This is a genomic window from Vibrio sp. KUL78, from assembly GCF_059725505.1.
Map to the genome: position 1 here is coordinate 1,706,699 of NZ_AP045837.1, position 24,695 is coordinate 1,731,393.

Annotated in this window: 1 protein-coding gene (cut by a window edge); it reads right to left on the bottom strand. The window is 48.1% G+C overall.

The genetic code is table 11. The annotated features are described in order from the left end of the window. Window positions 1-24,695 carry the 3' portion of a tandem-95 repeat protein gene (locus AC6I8Y_RS08090; RefSeq protein WP_498021385.1) on the bottom strand. It continues 4,555 nt past the right edge of the window, so 24,695 of the gene's 29,250 nt are visible here — the last part of the coding sequence; the start codon falls outside the window, past its right edge — the gene reads right to left on this strand; its stop codon occupies window positions 1-3.

Below are 24,695 nucleotides of genomic sequence, written 5' to 3' on the forward strand. Positions count from 1 at the left end.
CTAGAAGTTGTTATCGTCAAAGTCGTGTTGGCTGCCTCCTGATGATTGATCATCGTGACCGAAGCTTCCCGAGTCATCTGTAAAGTCAACACCAGTATCTGTGTTGTCTCCAGATGTCCAATCGCCGCTGCCGCCTGCATCTTGTAGACCTGACGTATCTGCTGGAGTTTGGCTACTCGCTTGCATCGCATATTGATCATCAACTTCAATTGTTGTTGTTGCAGAAGCGCCATCTATTGGAGTATCAAGTTCATCCACGCCTTGGAACGAGATCTGTGCTTCACCTTCAAACGAATCACCCAGCGACATCGTGACCGGTTGTGACAAGTCACCAGATACCGTGTAAGTACCATCGCCATTATCTAGCGCTCCACTTACAGATGCACCATCTGGAATACCCGATAGTTCAACCTGTTCAACACCTTCAGCTGAGGCAACCTCATCAGGAATTGATAGACTCACATCATCGCCTGGTGCAGCTGTCATATCAGCGGCTTCGTCATCTTGTGTGGCTGAATCGTCGCTTGCTGATGCTTCTACAGATTCTTGCGTAGTTTCTGTTTCAGCCGTTGCTTGCTCAGGAGTTGCTTCTGTCGATTCAGGTGCAGTCTCAACGTTCATCGTTGTAGTTAGAGTTTGCTCTTCGCCACCAGATTGAACTGTTGCTTCCAGTGGGATATCACCGCTAAACTCAGAGTCTGGCCAGAATGTCCATTGGTCGTCTCCTGCAGGAACTAGTGCGCCTTCATCGCCTGTATAGCTAAGATCAGATAAGCTTGCATCGTCCGCTACATCAAGACTTGAGAGCACTTGCTCGCCACTGATGCTAACCGACCCATCATCCGCTTGACTCAACGCTTCAACCGTTGAAGGTTCTTGCTCGTCAACATTGATATTGAAGTGGCTTTCGACACTGTTCTCACCATCACTCGCGACAAAGCCGATTTGAGCACTTCCAGTGTATCCTTCAGCCGGGGTGAATTGATAACCACCCTGCCCGTCAGATTCAATTAGCCCTTCACCTTCAAGCAATGTAACGGATTCAATGCTCATTTCTCCAGTGTCGGAGCTCAAGGTGCTAAGCATATCGTTATCGGTGAAGTTAAGTGGTTCACTTTCTTCAACATTAGCAGAAGCGATTGATTCAATCTGCGGTCCATCGGAGATTTGTCCTTCGTTTTCGTGAACTCCAATCGTGCTTTGTTCATCATGAAGAATTCCATCACGTTCAACGACATACGCAAAGTCTACTTCGCCTGTAAAGCCATCGGCCGGGCTGAAGGTCCAGGTACCGTCACCATTGTCAACCATCGAACCTTGGTTAGGATCAACCAAGTGAACCATCTGGATAGCGTCATCATCATTAGCGTCGATGTTTTGTGCCATGCCAATTAAGTCTTCTTCTGTGAGGATAATTGGTTCGCCTAGCGTTGTATCAAAGTCGCCTGCAATTTCACTACCTGCTGGTTCTGGCAACGGTTCATCACCATAGTCAACCGTGGTTGCACTAACAGTTACGAAGAAGTTTCCAGAGAAGTCTTCAGGTGGTGTTAACTGTAGATTGTCTATGTTCCAGTTGGTGATACTGATCATTTGTCCAGGCTCTGTAATAATGATAGTATTCTCACCATCGCTTACTTCAAACCCGACAGGGAAACCAGTCATAACCAAGTTGCTGAGCATTTCCGAATCATCAATGAGGTCAACGTTAAGCCCTAAGTGACCGGTTGAATCTTCAGAGAACACCAATGGACCGTCATGATCGGTTGTAATAACGGCTCCATCCGCGACTGGACGAACAAAGACAGGAACATCGAGTGAGGTTTCAAACTCTCCATCTGAAGCGATAACTTGAAGCCCTGACGTTCCGGCGAAATCACCCGTTGGTGTGAATGTCCAAGTACCATCACCGTTGTCATTCAGATCACCGGCATCTTCACCATCTGGTATGATGATGCGTGAAATAACTAGGTTTTCTGTGTCTATATCACCAAACAGGTCGAGCATATCAGATGAATCGAAGGTAAATGCCCCATCCTCATTGGTCGTTAAGAAGGCGTTTCCATCTGCAAATGGAGCGTCATTTACTGGAATGACATCAACATTTAACGAGCCTTCTGCCGTCGCTTCTCCATCTGTGATTTCGTAAGCCAGTTCAACTAATCCGTTGAAATCTTGTGAAGTAACGAGGTGATACATACCATCCGGTTGCTGTTGCAATTGCGCATTTTGTGGCGACTTAACACTGATACTTTCAAGTGTGAGTTCGTCGCCATCTAAATCACTTGCTTGTGCCAAGATGAATTCAGGATCGATGACCATAACTTGGTCTTCTTCTCCCTGCATTTCGATTGCAGGCGCCTGAGGTTCATCGTTAACAGCAGCAATGTCGATGTTGCCTTGAACAGGTGTCAGCTCAGTACCGTCATCAACGTTAAAGTTGAATGGAACGTCGCCGTTGAAGTTTTCCGTTGGTGTGAATGTCCAAGTACCATCAGTATTATCAACCAGTGAACCAAACGATTCATCGATAGATAGATCTTTCGCAGTTAGGTCGTCTCCATCAATGTCTTGAGCATGCTTCAACAAATCTTCTTGAGAAATGATGATGGCGTTGTCTTCTACACCTGCAAGACTCACAGGATCCGATGTTGCAGCGTCATTTACCGGATTGACCGTAAGATCAGCGTTTGCAACGATCGTTTCTGCTCCATCAGAGATATCAAAGTTAAGGTCGATATCGCCGTTGAAATTGGCATCTGGCGTAATAGTAAAGCTACCATCGCCATTGTCCGTTACTGTTGCGTTGTCTCCCGCGCTGAGGTTCGATGCAGTTAGCGCATCTCCATCGACGTCCCCTGCTTGAGCGAGCAATTGATCTTGAGTCAGCGTAATAGAACCATCTTCATCGACCGAGTATGCTAAATCGCCTGATACCGGAGCATCGTTTACAGCGATAACATCAATACCCGCGGTGGTCTCTGCCGTTGCCCCATCTTCGTCAGCAACAGTGACATCAAGTGATACGTTGCCGTTGAAGTTTTCGTTTGGAGCGAAGCTGTATGTACCGTCACCGTTATCAGTGAAGATACCGTCAGTGCCTGAGTAAGACACATCGTTGACGCTCACCTCGCCTTCGATATCACTTGAGTTAGCAAGCAATTGGTCGTCAGAGATAGTGATTATGCCGTCTTCATTGACTGAGTATGTGGTAGAACCGGCCACTGGAATGTCGTTGACAGACTCAACCGTCACATCAATGTTAGCTTCTGTGGTGGTTGTACCGTCGCTCACTGAGAAGCTTAAGTCCACGTCACCATTGAAGTTCTCGTTTGGCGCGAAGGTATACGTACCATCACCGTTATCCGTAAACACACCTTCGGTGCCTGAGTAGCTAACATCAGCTACTGAAAGGTCGTCCCCATCAATATCAGAAGCACCCGCTAGAAGCTGCTCATCAGTGAAGGTCAATGAGCCATCTTCTTGAATGGTGTAACCCACATCTTCCACGACTGCTGCGTCGTTCACTGGATTCACAGTGAGATCAGCATTGGCCACGATGGTGTCGGTGCCATCGGAAATGTCGAAGCTTAAATCAATGTCGCCATTGAAGTTCGCGTCTGGTGTTATGGTAAATGAGCCGTCTTCGTTGGCCGTTACAGTGGCGTTGTCACCTGCGCTTAGATTGGCCGCAGTCAGATCATCGCCGTCCACATCACTTGCTTGCGATAGCAGTTGCTCTTGAGTCAGAGTAATTGAACCATCTTCGTCAACAGAGTAAGCAAGGTCACCTGAGACCGGTGCATCGTTAACTGCAATAACATCAATGCCGGCTGTGGTATCCGCTGTTGCACCGTCTTCATCAACAACAGTCATATCAAGCGATACGTTGCCGTTAAAGTTTTCGTTTGGCGCAAAGCTGTAAGTACCATCGCCGTTGTCAGTAAAGATACCGTCTGTACCCGAGTACGACACATCACTAACACTCACCTCGCCTTCGACATCACTTGAGTTCGCTAGCAATTGGTCGTCAGAGATGGTGATGATGCCATCTTCATTGACTGAGTATGTGGTTGAACCGGCCACAGGAATGTCGTTGACAGACTCAACCGTCACATCAATGTTAGCTTCAGTGGTCGTTGTACCGTCGCTCACTGAGAAGCTTAAGTCTACGTCACCATTGAAGTTCTCGTTTGGCGCGAAGGTATACGTACCATCACCGTTATCCGTAAACACACCTTCTGTACCTGAGTAGCTGACATCCGCTACCGATAGGTCGTCGCCATCAATATCTGACGCGCCAGCAAGAAGCTGTTCATCCGTGAAGGTTAACGAACCATCTTCTTGAATGGTGTAACCCACATCTTCCACGACCGCTGCATCATTCACTGGGTTAACCGTCAGATCTGCATTGGCCACGATGGTGTCGGTGCCATCAGATATATCGAAGCTTAGGTCGATGTCGCCATTGAAGTCTGCGTCTGGTGTAATGGTGAATGAGCCGTCTTCGTTGGCCGTTACAGTTGCATTGTCACCTGCGCTTAGATTAGCCGCAGTGAGATCATCGCCGTCCACATCACTTGCTTGCAATAGCAATTGCTCTTGCGTCAGCGTGATAGAGCCATCTTCATCAACGGAGTAAGCTAGGTCACCCGAGACTGGTGCATCGTTGACTGCAATAACGTCAATGCCTGCAGTGGTCTCTGCGGTCGCACCGTCCTCATCCAAAACAGTCACATCAAGCGAAACGTTGCCGTTGAAGTTTTCATTTGGTGCGAAGCTGTAGGTACCGTCACCATTGTCGGTGAAGATACCATCTGTGCCAGAATAAGACACATCACTGACACTGACGTCCCCTTCAACATCAGAACTATTGGCAAGCAACTGATCATCTGAAATGGTAATCACGCCATCTTCATTCACGGAGTATGAGGTAGAGCCTGCCACTGGAATGTCATTAACAGATTCAACTGAGACATCAATGTTGGCCTCTGTTGTCGTTGTACCATCACTAACGGAGAATTTAAGATCAACATCACCGTTGAAGTTTTCGTTTGGAGCAAAGGTATACGTGCCGTCACCGTTATCTGTGAACACGCCATCAGTGCCTGTGTACGTAACATCCGCAACAGAGAGGTCATCACCGTCAATATCAGATGCGCCCGCTAGAAGTTGCTCGTCAGTAAACGTCAGTGAACCATCTTCTTGAATGGCGTAGCCAACATCTTCCACCACTGCGGCGTCGTTCACTGGGTTAACCGTTAGGTCGGCATTAGCCACTATAGTATCGGTGCCGTCAGAGATATCGAAGCTTAAGTCAATGTTGCCATTGAAGTCTGCATCTGGTGTGATGGTGAATGAGCCATCTTCGTTGACTGTAACTGTCGCGTTATCACCTGCTGACAAGTTCGCTGCAGTAAGGTCATCACCCTCGACATCACTTGCTTGAGACAGCAACTGCTCTTGCGTCAGCGTAATCGAACCATCTTCATCAACAGAGTAAGCCAAGTCACCTGAGACTGGTGCGTCATTAACCGCAATGACATCGATACCCGCAGTGGTATCGGCGGTTGCACCATCTTCATCAACAACGGTTACATTAAGGGATACATTGCCATTGAAGTTTTCATTTGGTGCGAAGCTGTAAGTGCCGTCGCCGTTGTCCGTGAAGATACCGTCAGTGCCAGAGTACGACACATCATCAATGGCCACTTCGCCCTCAATGTCAGAGCTGTTGGCGAGAAGCTGTTCGTCTGAGATGGTAATAATGCCATCTTCATCGACTGAGTATGTGGTAGAGCCAGCAACAGGAATGTCATTGACCGACTCAACCGTCACATCAATATTCGCTTCAGTGGTGGTTGTGCCATCACTGACAGAGAAGCTTAAATCAACTTCACCATTGAAGTTCTCGTTTGGTGCGAAGGTATAGGTGCCATCACCGTTGTCAGTGAACACACCTTCTGTGCCAGAGTAGCTGACATCAGCGACAGACAAATCGTCGCCATCAATGTCAGATGCACCCGCTAGAAGTTGCTCATCAGTAAACGTTAATGAGCCATCTTCTTGGATGGTGTAGCCAACATCTTCCACAACCGCTGCGTCATTCGCTGGATTCACAGTGAGGTCAGCGTTCGTAACAATGGTGTCGGTACCATCGGAGATATCGAAGCTTAAATCAATGTCGCCATTAAAATCCGCATCTGGTGTTATGGTGAATGAGCCATCTTCATTAGCGGTAACTGTAGCGTTATCGCCTGCTGACAGATTGGCAGCGGTTAAATCATCGCCGTCTACATCTGAAGCTTGAGACAGCAGTTGCTCTTGAGTCAGTGTGATAGAACCATCTTCGTCGACGCTGTACGCCAAATTACCAGAGACTGGAGCATCATTAACTGCTATGACTTCTACGCCTGCAGTTGTCTCTGTTGTCGCACCTTGTTCATCGACAACTGTGACATCAATCGATACCTCACCATTGAAGTTTTCGTTTGGCGCGAAACTGTATGTGCCATCGCCATTGTCGGTAAAGATACCGTCTGTTCCTGAGTACGAAACATCTGAGACAGCGACGTCACCTTCGACATCCGAGCTGTTGGCGAGCAACTGCTCGTTAGTGAACGTAAGAATATTATCTTCGTCAACACTATAAGTCGTTGAACCAGCGACTGGTAAGTCATTGACTTCAGTTACTGTGATATCGATATTCGCAGGGGTGATTTCCGTGCCATCAGATACTTCGAACAAGAGGTCGACTTCACCATTGAAGTTTTCGTTTGGAGCAAAGGTATAAGTACCATCACCGTTATCTGTAAATACCCCTTCTGAGCCATTGTATGTGACGGATTCAACGCTGAGGTCATCACCATCGATATCGGTAGCATTGGCCAACAACTGTTCATCGGTGAAGGTGAGCGAGCCATCCTCTTCCATGGTATAAGCTACGTCTTCAACAATCGCCGCTGCATCGTTAACTGGATTAACAGTCAAGTCGATATTAGCGACCGTTGAATCTGTACCATCGGTGACAGAGAACGTTAGGTCGATATCACCATAGAAATCCGCTTCAGGTGTGATAGTGAACGAACCATCATCATTAGCGACGACGGTAGCATTGCTTGCTGCGGTCACATCTAAAGCAGTGAGATCATCACCTTCAACGTCACTAGCTTGAGACAATAGCTGCTCTTGAGTAAGCGTAATCGACCCATCTTCATTAATGCTATATGCCAAATCACCAGAGACTGGCGCATCATTAACAGCGATGACGTCGATGCCAGCTGTTGTTTCGGCCGTTGCACCATCTTCATCTACTACGGTTACATCAAGAGATACATTACCGTTGAAGTTCTCATTTGGTGCGAAGCTGTAGGTGCCATCACCGTTATCAGTGAAGATACCGTCTGTGCCTGAATAAGAGACATCGTCAACCGCGACCTCACCTTCAACATCTGAGCTGTTCGCAAGAAGTTGATCATCGGAGATCGTGATGATGCCATCTTCATCAACCGAGTACGTAGTTGAACCTGCAACTGGAATATCATTGACAGACTCTACGGTAACATCGACGTTCGCTTCAGTCGTGGTGGTTCCATCGCTTACTGAGAAGCTCAAATCCACTTCACCATTGAAGTTCTCATTTGGCGCGAATGTATAAGTGCCGTCACCATTATCGGTAAACACGCCTTCCGTGCCGGAGTAACTCACATCGGCGACAGACAAGTCATCGCCATCAATGTCTGAAGCGCCCGCTAATAGCTGCTCATCAGTAAAGGTCAATGAACCATCTTCTTGAATGGTATAACCGACATCTTCAACCACTGCAGCGTCGTTAACAGGGTTAACGGTTAAGTCTAGATTTGTCGATATGATTTGGTCGCCATCGCTGACATCGAAGCTAAGGTTTACATCACCGTTGAAGTCTGCGTCTGGCGTAATAGTAAAGGTACCATCGCCATTATCCACAACAGTGACGTTTTCATCTTCCGTGCTCAAGTTAAGCGCAGTTAAAGCATCGCCATCGAGGTCGGTGGCGTTTGCCAGTAGCTGCTCTTGAGTAATGGTGATTGAACCGTCTTCGTCGACTTGTGCAGAGACTGAGTCTGATTCAGGCGCATGGTCAACCTCAAAGTTAATGACTTGAATCGTACTTGCTTCATCGTCGTTAGAAAGCTCTGTTGCGGTCGCTTTGATTTCTAGCGCAGTGGAGCCTGTATAGTCTTCTGGGAAGGTAATTTCGATGTTTTGATCGATGACCAGCGTTGGAAGCACGGCTGTACCGTCTTCACCAATAACGATCTCACCTTGCAAGATTTGGCTGTTGGTTTCACCGACGTCTACGGTAAAGGTGAAGTCATCATAGTCACGATCACCACCTCCATAGAGATCTTCGATACCATAAACAATCTCGCCATCATCATTTAACGTTGTTCTCGTATGTTCAACGCCATCTTGGTTCAGGTTGGTATTAGTACCACCGTGGAACACCGAGTCTCCAAATTGACTTTGGATAACGGTCTCGTTGCCATCAGGGTCAATATGAACCAACTGAGGGTCAACAGAATCAATGGTGGCTGGATCGCCGTCCGCATCGCGGAAAATAAAGGTACCATCTTGCATTGAGTCGAAGTCATTGCGATTGAAGCCATTCGGAATAACGAACAGGTTGAAGCTTTCGCCTTCTTCCACTTCAAACGTGATTGACGATTGGCCAGGAATCAAGTCGCCACCGGAACCAACTTGGGATGCGTTCTCAAACCCAATGTTTACATCGGTAATATTGCCGTTTTCATCGACAGTGTAATAACCCGCTGTATTCTGGAAGCCAGCACCTTCACCTTGGAAAGTTACGGTCACATCGGTTGTTTCATAACTGGTGATACCGCCAGACTGTTCGACAAGTACGCCTTCGTTGTCATAGCGAATCACAGTACCTTCTGGTAAGCCGCCCACTTCCAACGTTAGTGTCTCAGACAAGTCTTGGTCTACAAGCGCTGCACCGATATTTAGTTCGGTGGTGCTACCTGGTTCAACAACAATGGCCTCATCTGTGACGGCGTCACCATCACCAGTGGTCACCTCCAAGTCTGGTGCATCGGCAACAGCTTCGACATTCATACCGATAGTTTGGGCAACTTCAGCTTCACCATCTGATACGGTAAAGCCGATATCTAGATTACCGCTAAAGTGCTCTTCCGGCGTAAAGGTGTATGTGCCATCTCCATTATCGACGAGAGATCCTTCATCACCGCTGTAACTCACATCAGTTATACTCAACTCGCCGCCTTCGACGTCTGTCGCTTGGGCAAGAAGCTGCTCTTCAGTGAAGACAAATGTATTGTCTTCCTGAATTTCAACGTTAAGCGGCGCAACGTCTGGTGCGTCATTGACTGGATTAACCGTCAGTGTAAGCTCGCTGGTTGTATCTAGCTCACCGTCAGAGACGTTGTAGCTAAATAAGATATCACCATTGAAATCTTGTGACGGCGTAACACTGAACGTACCATCACCGTTATTGACGATCGTTGCGTTCGGGTCGTTAGTCTCAAGGTTTTCTGCAACTAAGAAGTCACCGTCTCTGTCAGTCGCATTTTCAAGTAGCATATCTTGTGTCACCAAGATAACGCCATCTTCATCCATTTCCGCGACGACTGGCTCAGCTTCAGGTGCATCATTCACAAATTGAACTTTTAACGCGATGTCAGCGGTAACCGTATCGGTACCATCACTAACATCAAACGTAAGACCTGCACTGCCACTATAATCCGGTGCTGGCGTTAAGGTATAAGTACCATCACCATTATCAGTTACCGATACGTTTGGATCATCAGAGTTAACGTTGACGACCGTTAAGTCATCACCCTCAACGTCAGTTGCTTGGGCAAGCAACTCTTCTGCTGTGACAATAATCGATTCGTCTTCCAAGACATTGAATGATAAGTCGGGGACATCAGGTGCATCGTTGACTGGCGTTACGGTTAAGTCTAACTCGGTCCCTACTGTAGCGATTCCGTCGGTAACATCATAGGTGAAGTCGATATCGCCATAGAAGTCTTCACTTGGGGTGATAGTGAAACTACCATCCTCATTTTGAACAATGGTAGCGTTCTCATCGTTCGTGCTTAGGTTAACTGCGGTGAGATCATCGCCATCAAGGTCACTCGCGTTAGCAAGCAACTCTTCTTGAGTGATAGTGATGGTGCCATCTTCCTCTACCGTAGCAGATAGTGGTCCTGTTACTTCTGGACCAACGTTGGAGTCAACGACATCAATGTTTAGTGAACTTGGCGCCGTGGCTTGTCCATCACTGATATCAAACGATAACGAAACATTGCCTGTAAAGCCTTCAGATGGTGTGAAGCTGAAGGTATTGTCGCCATTATCAACCAGTGTACCGTCCAATTGATTAGTTAGGACAAGGTTTTCAACATGTAGAATGTCTCCATCTACATCAGTCGCTCCACTCAACAAGCTCGATGTACTAATTGTGATGGTGCCATCATTGAGCATATCCAAATTGAGCGGAGCGCCAGGAACAGGAACATCGTTCACAGGAATCACTGCTAAATCAATTTGGTTCATAGTGACGTCTTCGCCATCACTCACACCGAAGCTGAGGTCCACATCTCCATTGAAGTTTTCATTTGGAACGAATGTGTAAGTACCATCTCCGTTATCGGTTAACTCACCATTGTCCCCGTTGTAACTGACGTTGTAGATGCTTAGCTCGTCACCCTCGATATCTGAAGCATTCGCAAGCAGATCTTCATCGGTAAAGGTGATGGAGTTGTCTTCTTCGGTACTCAAGATAACTGGACCAGATACCACTGGTGCATCATTTACTTCTGCGAAGTTGATGTGGATAGTATTGTCGTCAACCAACTCGCCGTCGGTGACTTGATACGTTAGGTCAATATCACCAGAGAAATTCTCGTTTGGTGTAACTGTCCAAGTGCCATCACCGTTGTCGGTTAAGGTTGCATTGTCATCTTCGAGGGCTAAGTTGATGATATCAAGTTCGTCACTGTCTATATCGCTGGCTTGTGCCAATAACTGCTCTTCGGTAATGACGATAGAAGCAAAGCCATCTGCTCCCTCTTCTGTCGTGGTTACGGCTGGTAAGTCAGCTGTTAGATCGATCTCTTGATCGCCTTCACGAACATTCAGACTAATGGTTTCGGTAACTTCTGTCCCGTCAATTCCGATAGATGTAAATACCACATCGTCAGGTAGAGTCTGAGAAACAGACATGTTTTGAACGACGTAAGTACCGTTACCTTGAATAGTACCGAGTTCGAAACGAGCCACAGGTTCATCAGTCGTTAGCGTATATTCGTGCTCATAGCTATTACGATCATCTTTGTGGTAAGTTTCTGAATCTATGAGATTTCCATCCGCATCAAACGCTCGGATCTCAACCTCTGTGAAGTGTCTAGACTCTTCCATAAACCAGCCACCTAGACCATCTAGATTGAAACTGATTTCGTTGATGTCCTGACCTTCTACCGTGACGACAAGTTGTTCATCACCACTTAGGCCTTGTCTGTCAGTATCCCCAATACCGTGACCGATATGGGTGTTACCGTTCCAGGCGCCAAGCGGTCCGTCGGTACTTTGTGTGGTAATGGTCAAGTCACCATCGGTAAATTGGCGAGTATGGGAGTCGACTTCATCACCCCAGTCGCTGACTTTGGCGTTGTCATCAAAGGTACCAAGTTGCGTTGTTGAGGTAGAATCTGCTACTGCGGTTTCATCTGGAACAAAGCGAATCTCAGTATCTGGAGAAACTTCTTGCCCAACTTCGAGAGTAACCCACTCATCTTCAATGTTTGCTTGAACAATACCGAATTCAGGTTGTTGGTCGAGACGAATCGCTGGCTCTTCGCGCATACTTACGCCAACAGTTTGGTCTTCTTCCGCTTGAATGTAGATTTCATCGCCCGCATCAGGCGCATCATTTACTGGATTGACCGTAAGATCCAGGGTCGTAACAACATTCTCTTCACCATCAGAAACGGTATAAGTGAAGTCTAACTCGCCATTGAAGTTTTCTTCTGGAGTGATAGTGAATGAACCATCTTCATTCTGAACTATTTCAGCCTCAGTACCGAACAATTGTAAATCACTCGCAACGAGATCGTCGCCGTCCACATCCGAAGCATTCGCCAATAACTGCTCTTGAGTGATGGTGATACTGTTGTCTTCATCCACTTGAGCTTCTATGCCAGATACTTCCGGAGCATCATTGACCGGGTTAACGGTCAAACCACCGGACGCAACAATGGTGTCTGTGCCGTCCGAGATATCGAAGTTGAGATCAATTTCGCCATTGAAGTTGGCATCTGGCGTAATGGTAAAGGTTCCATCACCGTTATCGACGACGGTGGCATCTCCGCCGACGCTTAAGTTAGACGCAGTCAACGCGTCTCCCTCAACATCTGACGCCTGAGCAAGTAGTTGGTCTTGATTTAGCGTGATAGAGCCGTCTTCATCAACCGAGTATGCGACGGTTCCAGCGACAGGTGCATCGTTTACAGCGATTACGTTAATGCCCGCAGTGGTGTCCGCGGTTGCACCGTCTTCATCGACAACAGTGACATTTAGCGATACGTTGCCGTTGAAGTTTTCATTTGGTGCGAAGCTGTAAGTACCGTCACCGTTGTCAGTGAAGATACCGTCCGTGCCTGAATAAGACACATCATCAACGGCGACTTCACCCTCTACATCAGAACTGTTCGCAAGAAGCTGCTCGTCAGAGATAGTGATAATACCGTCTTCATCAACTGAGTAAGTCGTTGAACCGGCCACTGGAATGTCATTGACAGACTCAACGGTCACATCAATGTTGGCTTCAGTGGTCGTTGTACCGTCGCTCACTGAGAAGCTTAGGTCGACGTCACCATTGAAGTTCTCATTTGGTGCAAAGGTATACGTACCGTCACCGTTGTCGGTGAACACACCTTCTGTACCTGAGTAGCTGACATCTGCTACTGACAAGTCATCGCCATCAATATCAGATGCACCCGCTAGAAGCTGCTCATCAGTGAAGGTTAGTGATCCATCTTCTTGGATGGTGTAACCTACATCTTCCACAACTGCTGCATCATTCACTGGGTTCACAGTGAGGTCAGCGTTCGCGACGATAGTGTCGGTGCCATCTGAGATGTCGAAGCTGAGGTCAATGTCACCATTGAAGTCCGCATCTGGAGTAATGGTGAATGAGCCGTCTTCGTTGGCCGTTACTGTTGCGTTATCGCCTGCGCTTAGGTTAGCAGCAGTTAGATCATCACCGTCCACATCACTCGCTTGCGATAGCAATTGTTCTTGGGTCAGCGTGATAGAGCCGTCTTCGTCGACCGAGTAAGCCAAATCACCTGAAACCGGTGCGTCATTGACTGCAATAACGTCAATGCCTGCTGTGGTCTCTGCCGTTGCACCGTCTTCATCGACAACAGTGACATCTAGCGATACATTGCCGTTAAAGTTCTCGTTTGGTGCGAAGCTGTAGGTACCATCGCCGTTATCAGTAAAGATACCGTCTGTACCTGAGTAAGACACGTCCTCAACCGCTACTTCACCTTCCACATCCGAGCTGTTCGCTAGAAGTTGCTCATCCGAGATAGTGATGATGCCATCTTCATCGACAGAGTATGTGGTTGAGCCTGCCACTGGAATGTCATTAACAGACTCAACCGTCACATCAATGTTGGCTTCTGTGGTAGTCGTGCCATCGCTCACTGAGAAGCTTAGGTCTACTTCACCGTTGAAGTTCTCGTTTGGAGCGAAGGTATAAGTACCATCACCGTTGTCGGTGAACACGCCTTCTGTACCTGAGTAGCTCACGTCGGCAACTGATAGGTCGTCGCCATCAATATCCGATGCACCTGCAAGAAGTTGTTCGTTAGTAAAGGTCAACGATCCATCTTCTTGGATGGTGTAACCCACATCTTCTACTACTGCTGCATCATTCACTGGATTCACAGTGAGATCAGCATTGGCCACGATGGTGTCGGTACCATCAGAGATATCGAAGCTTAGGTCGATGTCGCCATTGAAGTCCGCATCTGGCGTGATAGTGAATGACCCATCTTCGTTGGCAGTCACAGTGGCGTTATCGCCGGCTGACAAGTTCGCAGCTGTAAGACCATCGCCTTCAACATCACTAGCTTGTGACAATAACTGTTCTTGAGTCAGAGTAATTGAACCATCTTCATCGACTGAGTAAGCCAAATCACCAGTAACTGGTGCATCATTGACTGCGATGACGTCAATGCCTGCTGTGGTTTCTGCTGTAGCGCCATCTTCATCAGCAACGGTCACATCAAGCGACACGTTTCCGTTGAAGTTTTCGTTTGGTGCGAAGCTGTAGGTACCATCGCCATTATCAGTAAAGATACCGTCTGTACCTGAGTAAGACACGTCCTCAACCGCTACTTCACCTTCCACATCCGAGCTGTTCGCTAGAAGTTGCTCATCCGAGATAGTGATGATGCCATCTTCATCGACAGAGTATGTGGTTGAGCCTGCAACTGGAATGTCGTTGACCGACTCAACCGTCACATCAATATTGGCTTCTGTGGTAGTCGTGCCATCGCTCACTGAGAAGCTTAGGTCTACTTCACCGTTGAAGTTCTCGTTTGGAGCGAAGGTATAAGTACCATCACCGTTGTCGGTGAACACGCCTTCTGTACCTGAGTAGCTCACGTCGGCGACTGATAGGTCGTCCCCGTCAATATCTGATGCACCAGCGAGAAGCTGTTCGTCAGTAAAGGTTAACGAACCGTCTTCTTGGATGGTGTAACCCACATCTTCCACGACTGCTGCATCATTCACTGGGTTTACAGTGAGGTCTGCATTGGCCACGATGGTGTCGGTGCCATCAGAGATGTCGAAGCTAAGGTCAATGTCACCATTGAAGTCTGCGTCTGGTGTGATGGTGAATGAGCCATCTTCGTTGGCTGTAACTGTCGCGTTTTCGCCAGCGTTTAGGTTAGCCGCAGTCAGGTCATCACCTTCCACATCCGATGCTTGTGATAGTAATTGCTCTTGAGTCAGCGTAATTGAACCATCTTCGTCAACTGAGTAAGCTAAGTCACCTGAGACTGGCGCATCGTTGACTGCGATGACGTCAATGCCTGCAGTGGTTTCTGCTGTAGCGCCATCTTCATCAGCAACGGTCACGTCAAGAGAAACGTTGCCGTTGAAGTTCTCGTTTGGCGCGAAGCTGTAAGTACCATCGCCGTTATCAGTGAAGATACCATTCGTGCCTGAGTAAGACACATCACTGACACTTACCTCTCCTTCGACATCACTCGAGTTAGCAAGCAATTGTTCGTCAGAGATGGTGATGATGCCATCTTCATTCACTGAATATGTGGTTGCGCCCGCAACAGGAATGTCATTGACAGACTCAACCGTCACATCAATGTTAGCTTCAGTCGTGGTCGTGCCGTCACTCACTGAGAAGCTTAGGTCGACTTCACCATTGAAGTTTTCATTAGGTGCGAAGGTATAAGTACCATCGCCGTTATCGGAGAACACACCTTCGGTGCCTGAGTAGCTAACATCTGCTACTGATAGGTCATCGCCATCAATATCTGACGCGCCTGCTAGAAGCTGCTCATCCGTAAAGGTCAATGAGCCGTCTTCTTGAATGGTGTAGCCGATATCTTCGACAACCGCTGCATCATTGACAGGGTCAACAGTCAAATCAACATTCGCTGCTATAGTTTCGACACCATCTGAGATATCAAAGGTTAAGTCAATTGCTCCATTGAAGTCCGCATCCGGTGTGATGGTGAATGAACCATCTTCATTAGCAATTACCGTGGCATTATCGCCTGCGCTTAGGTTAGAAGCTGTGAGATCATCGCCATCTACATCACTTGCTTGCGATAGCAGTTGCTCTTGAGTCAGAGTAATCGAACCATCTTCGTCAACTGAGTAAGCCAGGTCACCTGAAACCGGTGCATCGTTAACCGCGATAACATCAATACCAGCGGTGGTCTCTGCTGTTGCACCATCTTCGTCAGCGACAGTCACATCTAGAGATACGTTACCGTTGAAGTTTTCGTTTGGAGCAAAGTTGTAGGTTCCATCGCCGTTGTCAGTGAAGATACCGTCTGTACCTGAGTAAGACACATCGCTTACACTTACCTCGCCCTCCAGGTCACCTGAATTAGCAAGTAATTGGTCGTCAGAAATAGTGATTATGCCATCTTCATCCACTGAGTATGTGGTTGAACCCGCAACCGGAATGTCATTAACAGACTCAACAGTCACATCAATGTTAGCTTCAGTCGTGGTCGTACCGTCACTCACTGAGAAGCTCAAGTCCACTTCACCATTGAAGTTTTCGTTTGGTGCAAAGGTATAAGTGCCGTCACCGTTATCAGTGAACACACCTTCGGTGCCTGAGTAGCTAACATCTGCTACTGATAGGTCATCGCCATCAATATCTGACGCGCCTGCTAGAAGCTGCTCATCCGTAAAGGTCAATGAGCCGTCTTCTTGAATGGTGTAGCCCACATCTTCTACTACCGCAGCGTCATTTACAGGATTAACAGTGAGGTCTGCATTCGCGATGATGGTGTCGGTACCGTCAGAGATGTCGAAGCTTAGGTCAATGTCACCATTGAAGTCTGCGTCTGGTGTGATGGTGAAAGAACCATCTTCATTGGCAGTAACGGTGGCGTTATCGCCCGCACTTAGGTTGGCTGCTGTGAGGTCATCACCTTCTACGTCTGAAGCTTGTGATAGCAACTGCTCTTGAGTCAGAGTAATCGAACCGTCTTCGTCAACTGAGTAAGCTAAATCACCAGAGACTGGCGCATCGTTGACTGCAATGACATCAATGCCCGCGGTGGTTTCTGCGGTCGCACCATCTTCATCAACAACCGTCACATCAAGAGAGACATTACCGTTGAAGTTTTCGTTTGGCGCAAAACTGTATGTGCCGTCACCATTGTCAGTGAAGATACCATCCGTGCCCGAGTAAGACACATCATCTACCGCAACGTCACCTTCAACATCAGAGCTGTTCGCTAGAAGCTGATCGTCCGAGATGGTGATGATGCCATCTTCATCGACTGAGTAAGTCGTTGAACCGGCCACTGGGATGTCGTTAACAGACTCTACAGTCACATCAATGTTAGCTTCTGTTGTGGTCGTACCATCACTTACAGAGAAGCTTAGATCCACTTCACCATTGAAGTTCTCATTTGGCGCAAAGGTATAGGTGCCATCACCGTTATCAGTGAACACACCTTCAGTGCCAGAGTAGCTGACATCGGCTACTGACAAGTCATCGCCATCAATATCTGACGCACCCGCAAGAAGCTGTTCATCAGTAAAGGTCAACGAGCCATCTTCTTGGATGGTGTAACCCACATCTTCCACAACTGCTGCATCATTCACTGGGTTCACAGTCAAATCTGCTTTAGCTACGATGGTGTCGGTACCGTCAGAGATATCGAAGCTTAAGTCAATGTCACCATTGAAGTCCGCATCTGGTGTGATGGTGAATGAACCGTCTTCGTTGGCCGTTACCGTAGCATTGTCACCTGCGCTTAGGTTAGCCGCTGTGAGATCATCGCCATCTACATCGTTAGCTTGAGACAGCAACTGCTCTTGAGTCAGAGTAATCGAACCGTCTTCGTCAACGGAGTATGCTAGATCACCTGAGACTGGCGCATCGTTCACAGCAATAACGTCAATGCCTGCCGTAGTCTCTGCCGTTGCACCGTCTTCATCAACAACCGTCACATCAAGCGATACATTGCCGTTGAAGTTTTCATTTGGTGCGAAGCTGTAAGTACCATCACCATTGTCAGTGAAGATACCGTCCGTGCCTGAGTAAGACACATCACTGACACTCACCTCGCCTTCGACATCACTTGAGTTAGCAAGCAATTGGTCGTCAGAGATGGTGATGATGCCATCTTCATCGACTGAGTATGTGGTAGAGCCTGCTACCGGAATGTCATTAACAGACTCAACAGTCACATCAATGTTGGCTTCTGTGGTGGTTGTACCGTCGCTTACTGAGAAGCTCAAATCAACTTCACCATTGAAGTTCTCGTTTGGTGCAAAGGTATAAGTGCCGTCACCGTTATCGGTGAACACACCCTCGGTGCCTGAGTAGCTGACTTCTGCGACTGACAAGTCATCGCCATCAATATCTGACGCACCCGCTAGAAGCTGTTCGTCAGTAAAGGTCAACGAACCGTCTTCTTGGATGGTGTAACCCACATCTTCCACAACTGCTGCGTCATTCACTGGATTCACAGTGAGGTCCGCATTGGCCACGATGGTGTCGGTGCCATCAGAGATATCGAAGCTGAGGTCAATGTCGCCATTGAAGTCTGCGTCTGGTGTGATGGTGAATGAACCGTCTTCGTTGGCCGTTACCGTAGCATTGTCACCTGCGCTTAGGTTAGCAGCTGTCAGATCATCGCCATCTACATCGTTAGCTTGAGACAGCAACTGCTCTTGAGTCAGAGTAATCGAACCGTCTTCGTCAACGGAGTATGCTAGATCACCTGAGACAGGCGCATCGTTCACAGCAATAACGTCAATGCCTGCCGTAGTCTCTGCCGTTGCACCGTCTTCATCAACAACCGTCACATCAAGCGATACATTGCCGTTGAAGTTTTCATTTGGTGCGAAGCTGTAAGTACCATCACCATTGTCAGTGAAGATACCGTCCGTGCCTGAGTAAGACACATCACTGACACTCACCTCGCCTTCGACATCACTTGAGTTAGTAAGCAATTGGTCGTCAGAGATGGTGATGATGCCATCTTCATCGACTGAGTATGTGGTTGAGCCGGCCACTGGAATATCATTAACAGACTCTACAGTGACATCAATATTGGCTTCTGTGGTGGTCGTACCGTCGCTTACTGAGAAGCTCAAATCAACTTCACCATTGAAGTTCTCGTTTGGCGCAAAGGTATAAGTGCCGTCACCATTGTCGGTGAACACACCTTCTGTGCCTGAGTAGCTGACATTCGCTACCGATAGGTCGTCACCATCAATATCAGACGCACCCGCAAGAAGCTGCTCATCAGTGAAGGTTAATGAACCATCTTCTTGGATGGTGTAACCCACATCTTCCACAACTGCTGCATCGTTGACAGGGTTTACAGTCAGGTCTGCGTTGGCCACGATGGTGTCGGTGCCATCAGAGATATCGAAGCTGAGGTCAATGTCGCCATTGAAGTCTGCGTCTGGTGTGATGGTGAATGAACCGTCTTCGTTGGCCGTTACCGTAGCATTGTCACCTGCGCTTAGGTTAGCAGGTGTCAGATCATCGCCATCTACATCGTTAGCTTGAGACAGCAACTGCTCTTGAGTCAGAGTAATCGAACCGTCTTCGTCAACGGAGTATGCTAGATCACCTGAGACTGGCGCATCGTTCACAGCAATAACGTCAATGCCTGCCGTAGTTTCTGCCGTTGCACCGTCTTCATCAACAACCGTCACATCAAGCGATACATTGCCGTTGAAGTTTTCATTTGGTGCGAAGCTGTAAGTACCATCGCCGTTATCAGTGAAGATACCGTCTGTACCTGAGTAAGACACATCATCAACAGCGACTTCACCTTCTACATCCGAGCTGTTCGCTAGAAGTTGCTCGTCAGAGATGGTAATAATACCGTCTTCATTCACTGAGTAAGTAGTAGAACCCGCAACAGGAATGTCGTTAACCGACTCAACCGTCACATCAATGTTAGCTTCTGTGGTGGTTGTACCGTCGCTTACTGAGAAGCTTAAGTCGACTCCACCGTTGAAGTTCTCGTTTGGAGCGAAGGTATACGTACCATCACCATTATCGGTGAACACACCTTCTGTACCTGAGTAGCTAACATCCGCAACAGATAGTTCGTCGCCATCAATATCCGATGCACCTGCAAGAAGTTGTTCGTCAGTAAAGGTCAACGAACCGTCTTCTTGGATGGTGTAACCAACATCTTCCACAACCGCGGCGTCATTCACTGGATTTACAGTAAGGTCTGCATTGGCGACGATGGTATCGGTGCCATCAGAGATGTCGAAGCTGAGGTCAATGTCGCCATTGAAGTCCGCGTCAGGCGTAATGGTGAATGAGCCGTCTTCGTTGGCAGTGACTGTGGCGTTATCACCCGCGCTTAGGTTAGCCGCAGTGAGATCATCGCCGTCCGCATCACTCGCTTGCGATAACAATTGCTCTTGAGTCAGAGTAATCGAGCCATCTTCATCAACTGAGTAAGCCAGGTCACCTGAAACCGGTGCATCGTTAACCGCGATAACATCAATACCAGCGGTGGTCTCTGCTGTTGCACCATCTTCGTCAGCGACAGTCACATCTAGAGATACGTTACCGTTGAAGTTTTCGTTCGGAGCGAAGCTGTAGGTTCCATCACCGTTATCGGTAAAGATGCCGTCTGTACCCGAGTAAGACACATCGCTGACACTCACCTCGCCTTCCACATCACTTGAGTTAGCAAGCAATTGGTCGTCAGAGATAGTGATGATGCCGTCTTCATTGACGGAGTATGTTGTTGAGCCAGCAACAGGGATATCGTTGACCGACTCAACGGTCACATCAATGTTGGCTTCTGTGGTGGTGGTACCATCACTTACAGAGAAGCTTAGATCCACTTCACCATTGAAGTTCTCATTTGGAGCGAAGGTATAGGTGCCATCACCGTTATCAGTGAACACCCCTTCCGTGCCTGAGTAGCTCACGTCAGCGACTGACAGGTCATCCCCGTCAATGTCAGAGGCGCCAGCAAGAAGCTGCTCATCAGTGAAGGTCAATGAGCCGTCTTCTTGAATGGTGTAGCCCACATCTTCTACTACTGCTGCGTCATTTACAGGATTAACAGTGAGGTCTGCATTCGCGATGATGGTGTCGGTACCATCTGAGATGTCGAAGCTTAGGTCAATGTCACCATTGAAGTCTGCATCTGGTGTGATGGTGAAAGAACCATCTTCATTGGCAGTAACGGTGGCGTTATCGCCCGCACTTAGGTTGGCTGCTGTGAGGTCATCACCTTCTACGTCTGAAGCTTGTGATAGCAACTGCTCTTGAGTCAGTGTAATTGAACCATCTTCGTCGACTGAGTAAGCTAAATCACCTGAGACTGGGGCATCGTTGACTGCGATGACGTCAATGCCTGCCGTAGTCTCTGCCGTTGCACCGTCTTCATCAACAACCGTCACATCAAGCGATACATTGCCGTTGAAGTTTTCATTTGGTGCGAAGCTGTAAGTACCATCACCATTGTCAGTGAAGATACCGTCCGTGCCTGAGTAAGACACATCACTGACACTCACCTCGCCTTCGACATCACTTGAGTTAGTAAGCAATTGGTCGTCAGAGATGGTGATGATGCCATCTTCATCGACTGAGTATGTGGTTGAGCCGGCCACTGGAATATCATTAACAGACTCTACAGTGACATCAATATTGGCTTCTGTGGTGGTCGTGCCATCACTTACTGAGAAGCTTAAGTCGACTTCTCCATTAAAGTTCTCGTTCGGTGCGAAGGTATAGGTACCATCACCATTATCGGTGAACACACCTTCTGTACCTGAGTAGCTAACATCCGCAACAGATAGCTCGTCGCCATCAATATCCGATGCACCTGCAAGAAGTTGTTCGTCAGTAAAGGTCAACGATCCATCTTCTTGGATGGTGTAACCCACATCTTCTACTACTGCTGCATCATTCACTGGATTCACAGTGAGATCAGCATTGGCCACGATGGTGTCGGTACCATCAGAGATGTCGAAGCTGAGGTCAATGTCGCCATTGAAGTCCGCATCTGGCGTGATAGTGAATGAGCCATCTTCGTTGGCGGTCACTGTAGCATTGTCACCTGCTGACACGTTAGCGGCCGTGAGGTCATCACCTTCCACATCCGATGCTTGTGATAGTAATTGCTCTTGAGTCAGAGTAATCGAACCATCTTCGTCAACTGAGTAAGCCAAGTCACCTGAAACTGGCGCATCGTTGACTGCAATGACATCAATGCCTGCAGTGGTCTCTGCCGTTGCACCGTCTTCATCTACAACCGTTACATCAAGCGATACGTTACCGTTGAAGTTTTCGTTTGGCGCAAAGCTGTAAGTTCCATCACCGTTGTCAGTGAAGATACCGTCCGTGCCTGAATAAGTCACATCCTCAACCGCGACTTCATCTTCCACATCTGAGCTGTTTGCAAGAAGCTGCTCATCAGAGATAGTGATGATACCGTCTTCATCGACTGAGTATGTGGTAGAACCGGCAACAGGAATGTCGTTGACCGACTCAACCGTCACATCAATATTAGCTTCTGTGGTGGTCGTACCATCGCTTACTGAGAAGCTTAGGTCTACGTCACCATTAAAGTTCTCGTTTGGCGCAAAGGTATAAGTGCCATCACCATTGTCGGTGAACACACCTTCTGTGCCTGAGTAGCTAACATCAGCAACTGATAGGTCGTCACCATCAATATCGGATGCACCTGCTAGAAGTTGCTCATCAGTAAAGGTCAACGAGCCATCTTCTTGGATGGTGTAACCCACATCTTCCACAACTGCTGCATCGTTGACAGGGTTTACAGTCAGGTCTGCGTTGGCCACGATGGTGTCGGTGCCATCAGAGATATCGAAGCTGAGGTCAATGTCGCCATTGAAGTCTGCGTCTGGTGTGATGGTGAATGAACCGTCTTCGTTGGCCGTTACCGTAGCATTGTCACCTGCGCTTAGGTTAGCAGCTGTCAGATCATCGCCATCTACATCGTTAGCTTGAGACAGCAACTGCTCTTGAGTCAGAGTAATCGAACCGTCTTCGTCAACGGAGTATGCTAGATCACCTGAGACTGGCGCATCGTTGACTGCAATAACGTCAATGCCTGCAGTGGTCTCTGCGGTCGCACCGTCCTCATCCACAACAGTCACATCAAGCGACACGTTTCCGTTGAAGTTTTCATTTGGTGCGAAGCTGTAAGTACCATCGCCGTTATCAGTGAAGATACCGTCAGTGCCTGAGTAAGACACATCACTGACACTCACCTCGCCTTCAACATCACTTGAGTTAGCAAGCAATTGGTCGTCCGAGATGGTGATGATGCCATCTTCATCGACTGAGTAAGTCGTTGAACCGGCCACTGGGATGTCGTTAACAGACTCTACAGTCACATCAATGTTAGCTTCTGTTGTGGTCGTACCATCACTTACCGAGAAGCTTAGATCCACTTCACCATTGAAGTTCTCATTTGGCGCAAAGGTATAGGTGCCATCACCGTTATCAGTGAACACCCCTTCAGTGCCAGAGTAGCTGACATCGGCTACTGACAAGTCATCGCCATCAATATCTGACGCACCCGCAAGAAGCTGTTCATCAGTAAAGGTCAACGAGCCATCTTCTTGGATGGTGTAACCCACATCTTCCACAACTGCTGCATCATTCACTGGGTTCACAGTCAAATCTGCATTCGCGACGATAGTGTCGGTGCCATCGGAAATATCGAAGCTGAGGTCAATGTCGCCATTGAAGTCTGCATCTGGCGTGATAGTGAATGAACCATCTTCATTAGCAGTCACTGTGGCATTGTCGCCTGCGCTTAGATTAGCCGCTGTCAGATCATCGCCATCAACATCTGACGCTTGAGACAATAGTTGTTCTTGAGTCAGCGTAATCGAACCATCTTCGTCAACTGAGTAAGCCAAGTCACCTGAGACTGGGGCATCGTTGACTGCGATGACGTCAATGCCTGCAGTGGTTTCTGCTGTAGCGCCATCTTCATCAGCAACGGTCACGTCAAGAGAAACGTTGCCGTTGAAGTTCTCGTTTGGCGCGAAGCTGTAAGTACCGTCACCATTATCAGTGAAGATACCGTCCGTGCCTGAGTAAGACACATCATCTACCGTAACTTCACCTTCCACATCAGAGCTATTCGCTAGAAGCTGCTCGTCGGAGATAGTGATGATGCCGTCTTCATCGACTGAGTATGTGGTAGAACCTGCCACTGGGATATCGTTGACCGACTCTACAGTCACATCAATGCTGGCTTCCGTTGTGGTGGTACCATCACTTACTGAGAAGCTTAGGTCGACGTCACCATTGAAGTTCTCATTTGGTGCGAAGGTATAGGTGCCATCACCGTTATCAGTGAACACCCCTTCCGTGCCTGAGTAGCTCACGTCAGCGACTGACAGGTCATCCCCGTCAATGTCAGAGGCGCCAGCAAGAAGCTGCTCATCAGTGAAGGTCAATGAGCCATCTTCCTGGATGGTGTAACCCACATCTTCGACGACTGCTGCGTCATTCACTGGGTTAACAGTGAGGTCAGCATTAGCCACGATGGTGTCGGTGCCATCAGAGATATCGAAGCTGAGGTCAATGTCACCATTGAAGTCCGCGTCAGGCGTAATAGTGAATGAACCATTTTCGTTAGCAGTCACTGTGGCGTTATCACCCGCGCTTAGGTTAGCCGCAGTCAGACCATCACCGTCCACATCACTAGCTTGGGACAGAAGTTGCTCTTGGGTAAGAGTAATAGAACCATCTTCATCAACGGAATAAGCTAGGTCACCCGACACGGGTGCATCATTAACAGCGATGACGTCGATGCCAGCTGTTGTTTCGGCCGTTGCACCATCTTCATCAACAACAGTGACATCAAGCGATACGTTGCCGTTAAAGTTTTCATTTGGTGCAAAGC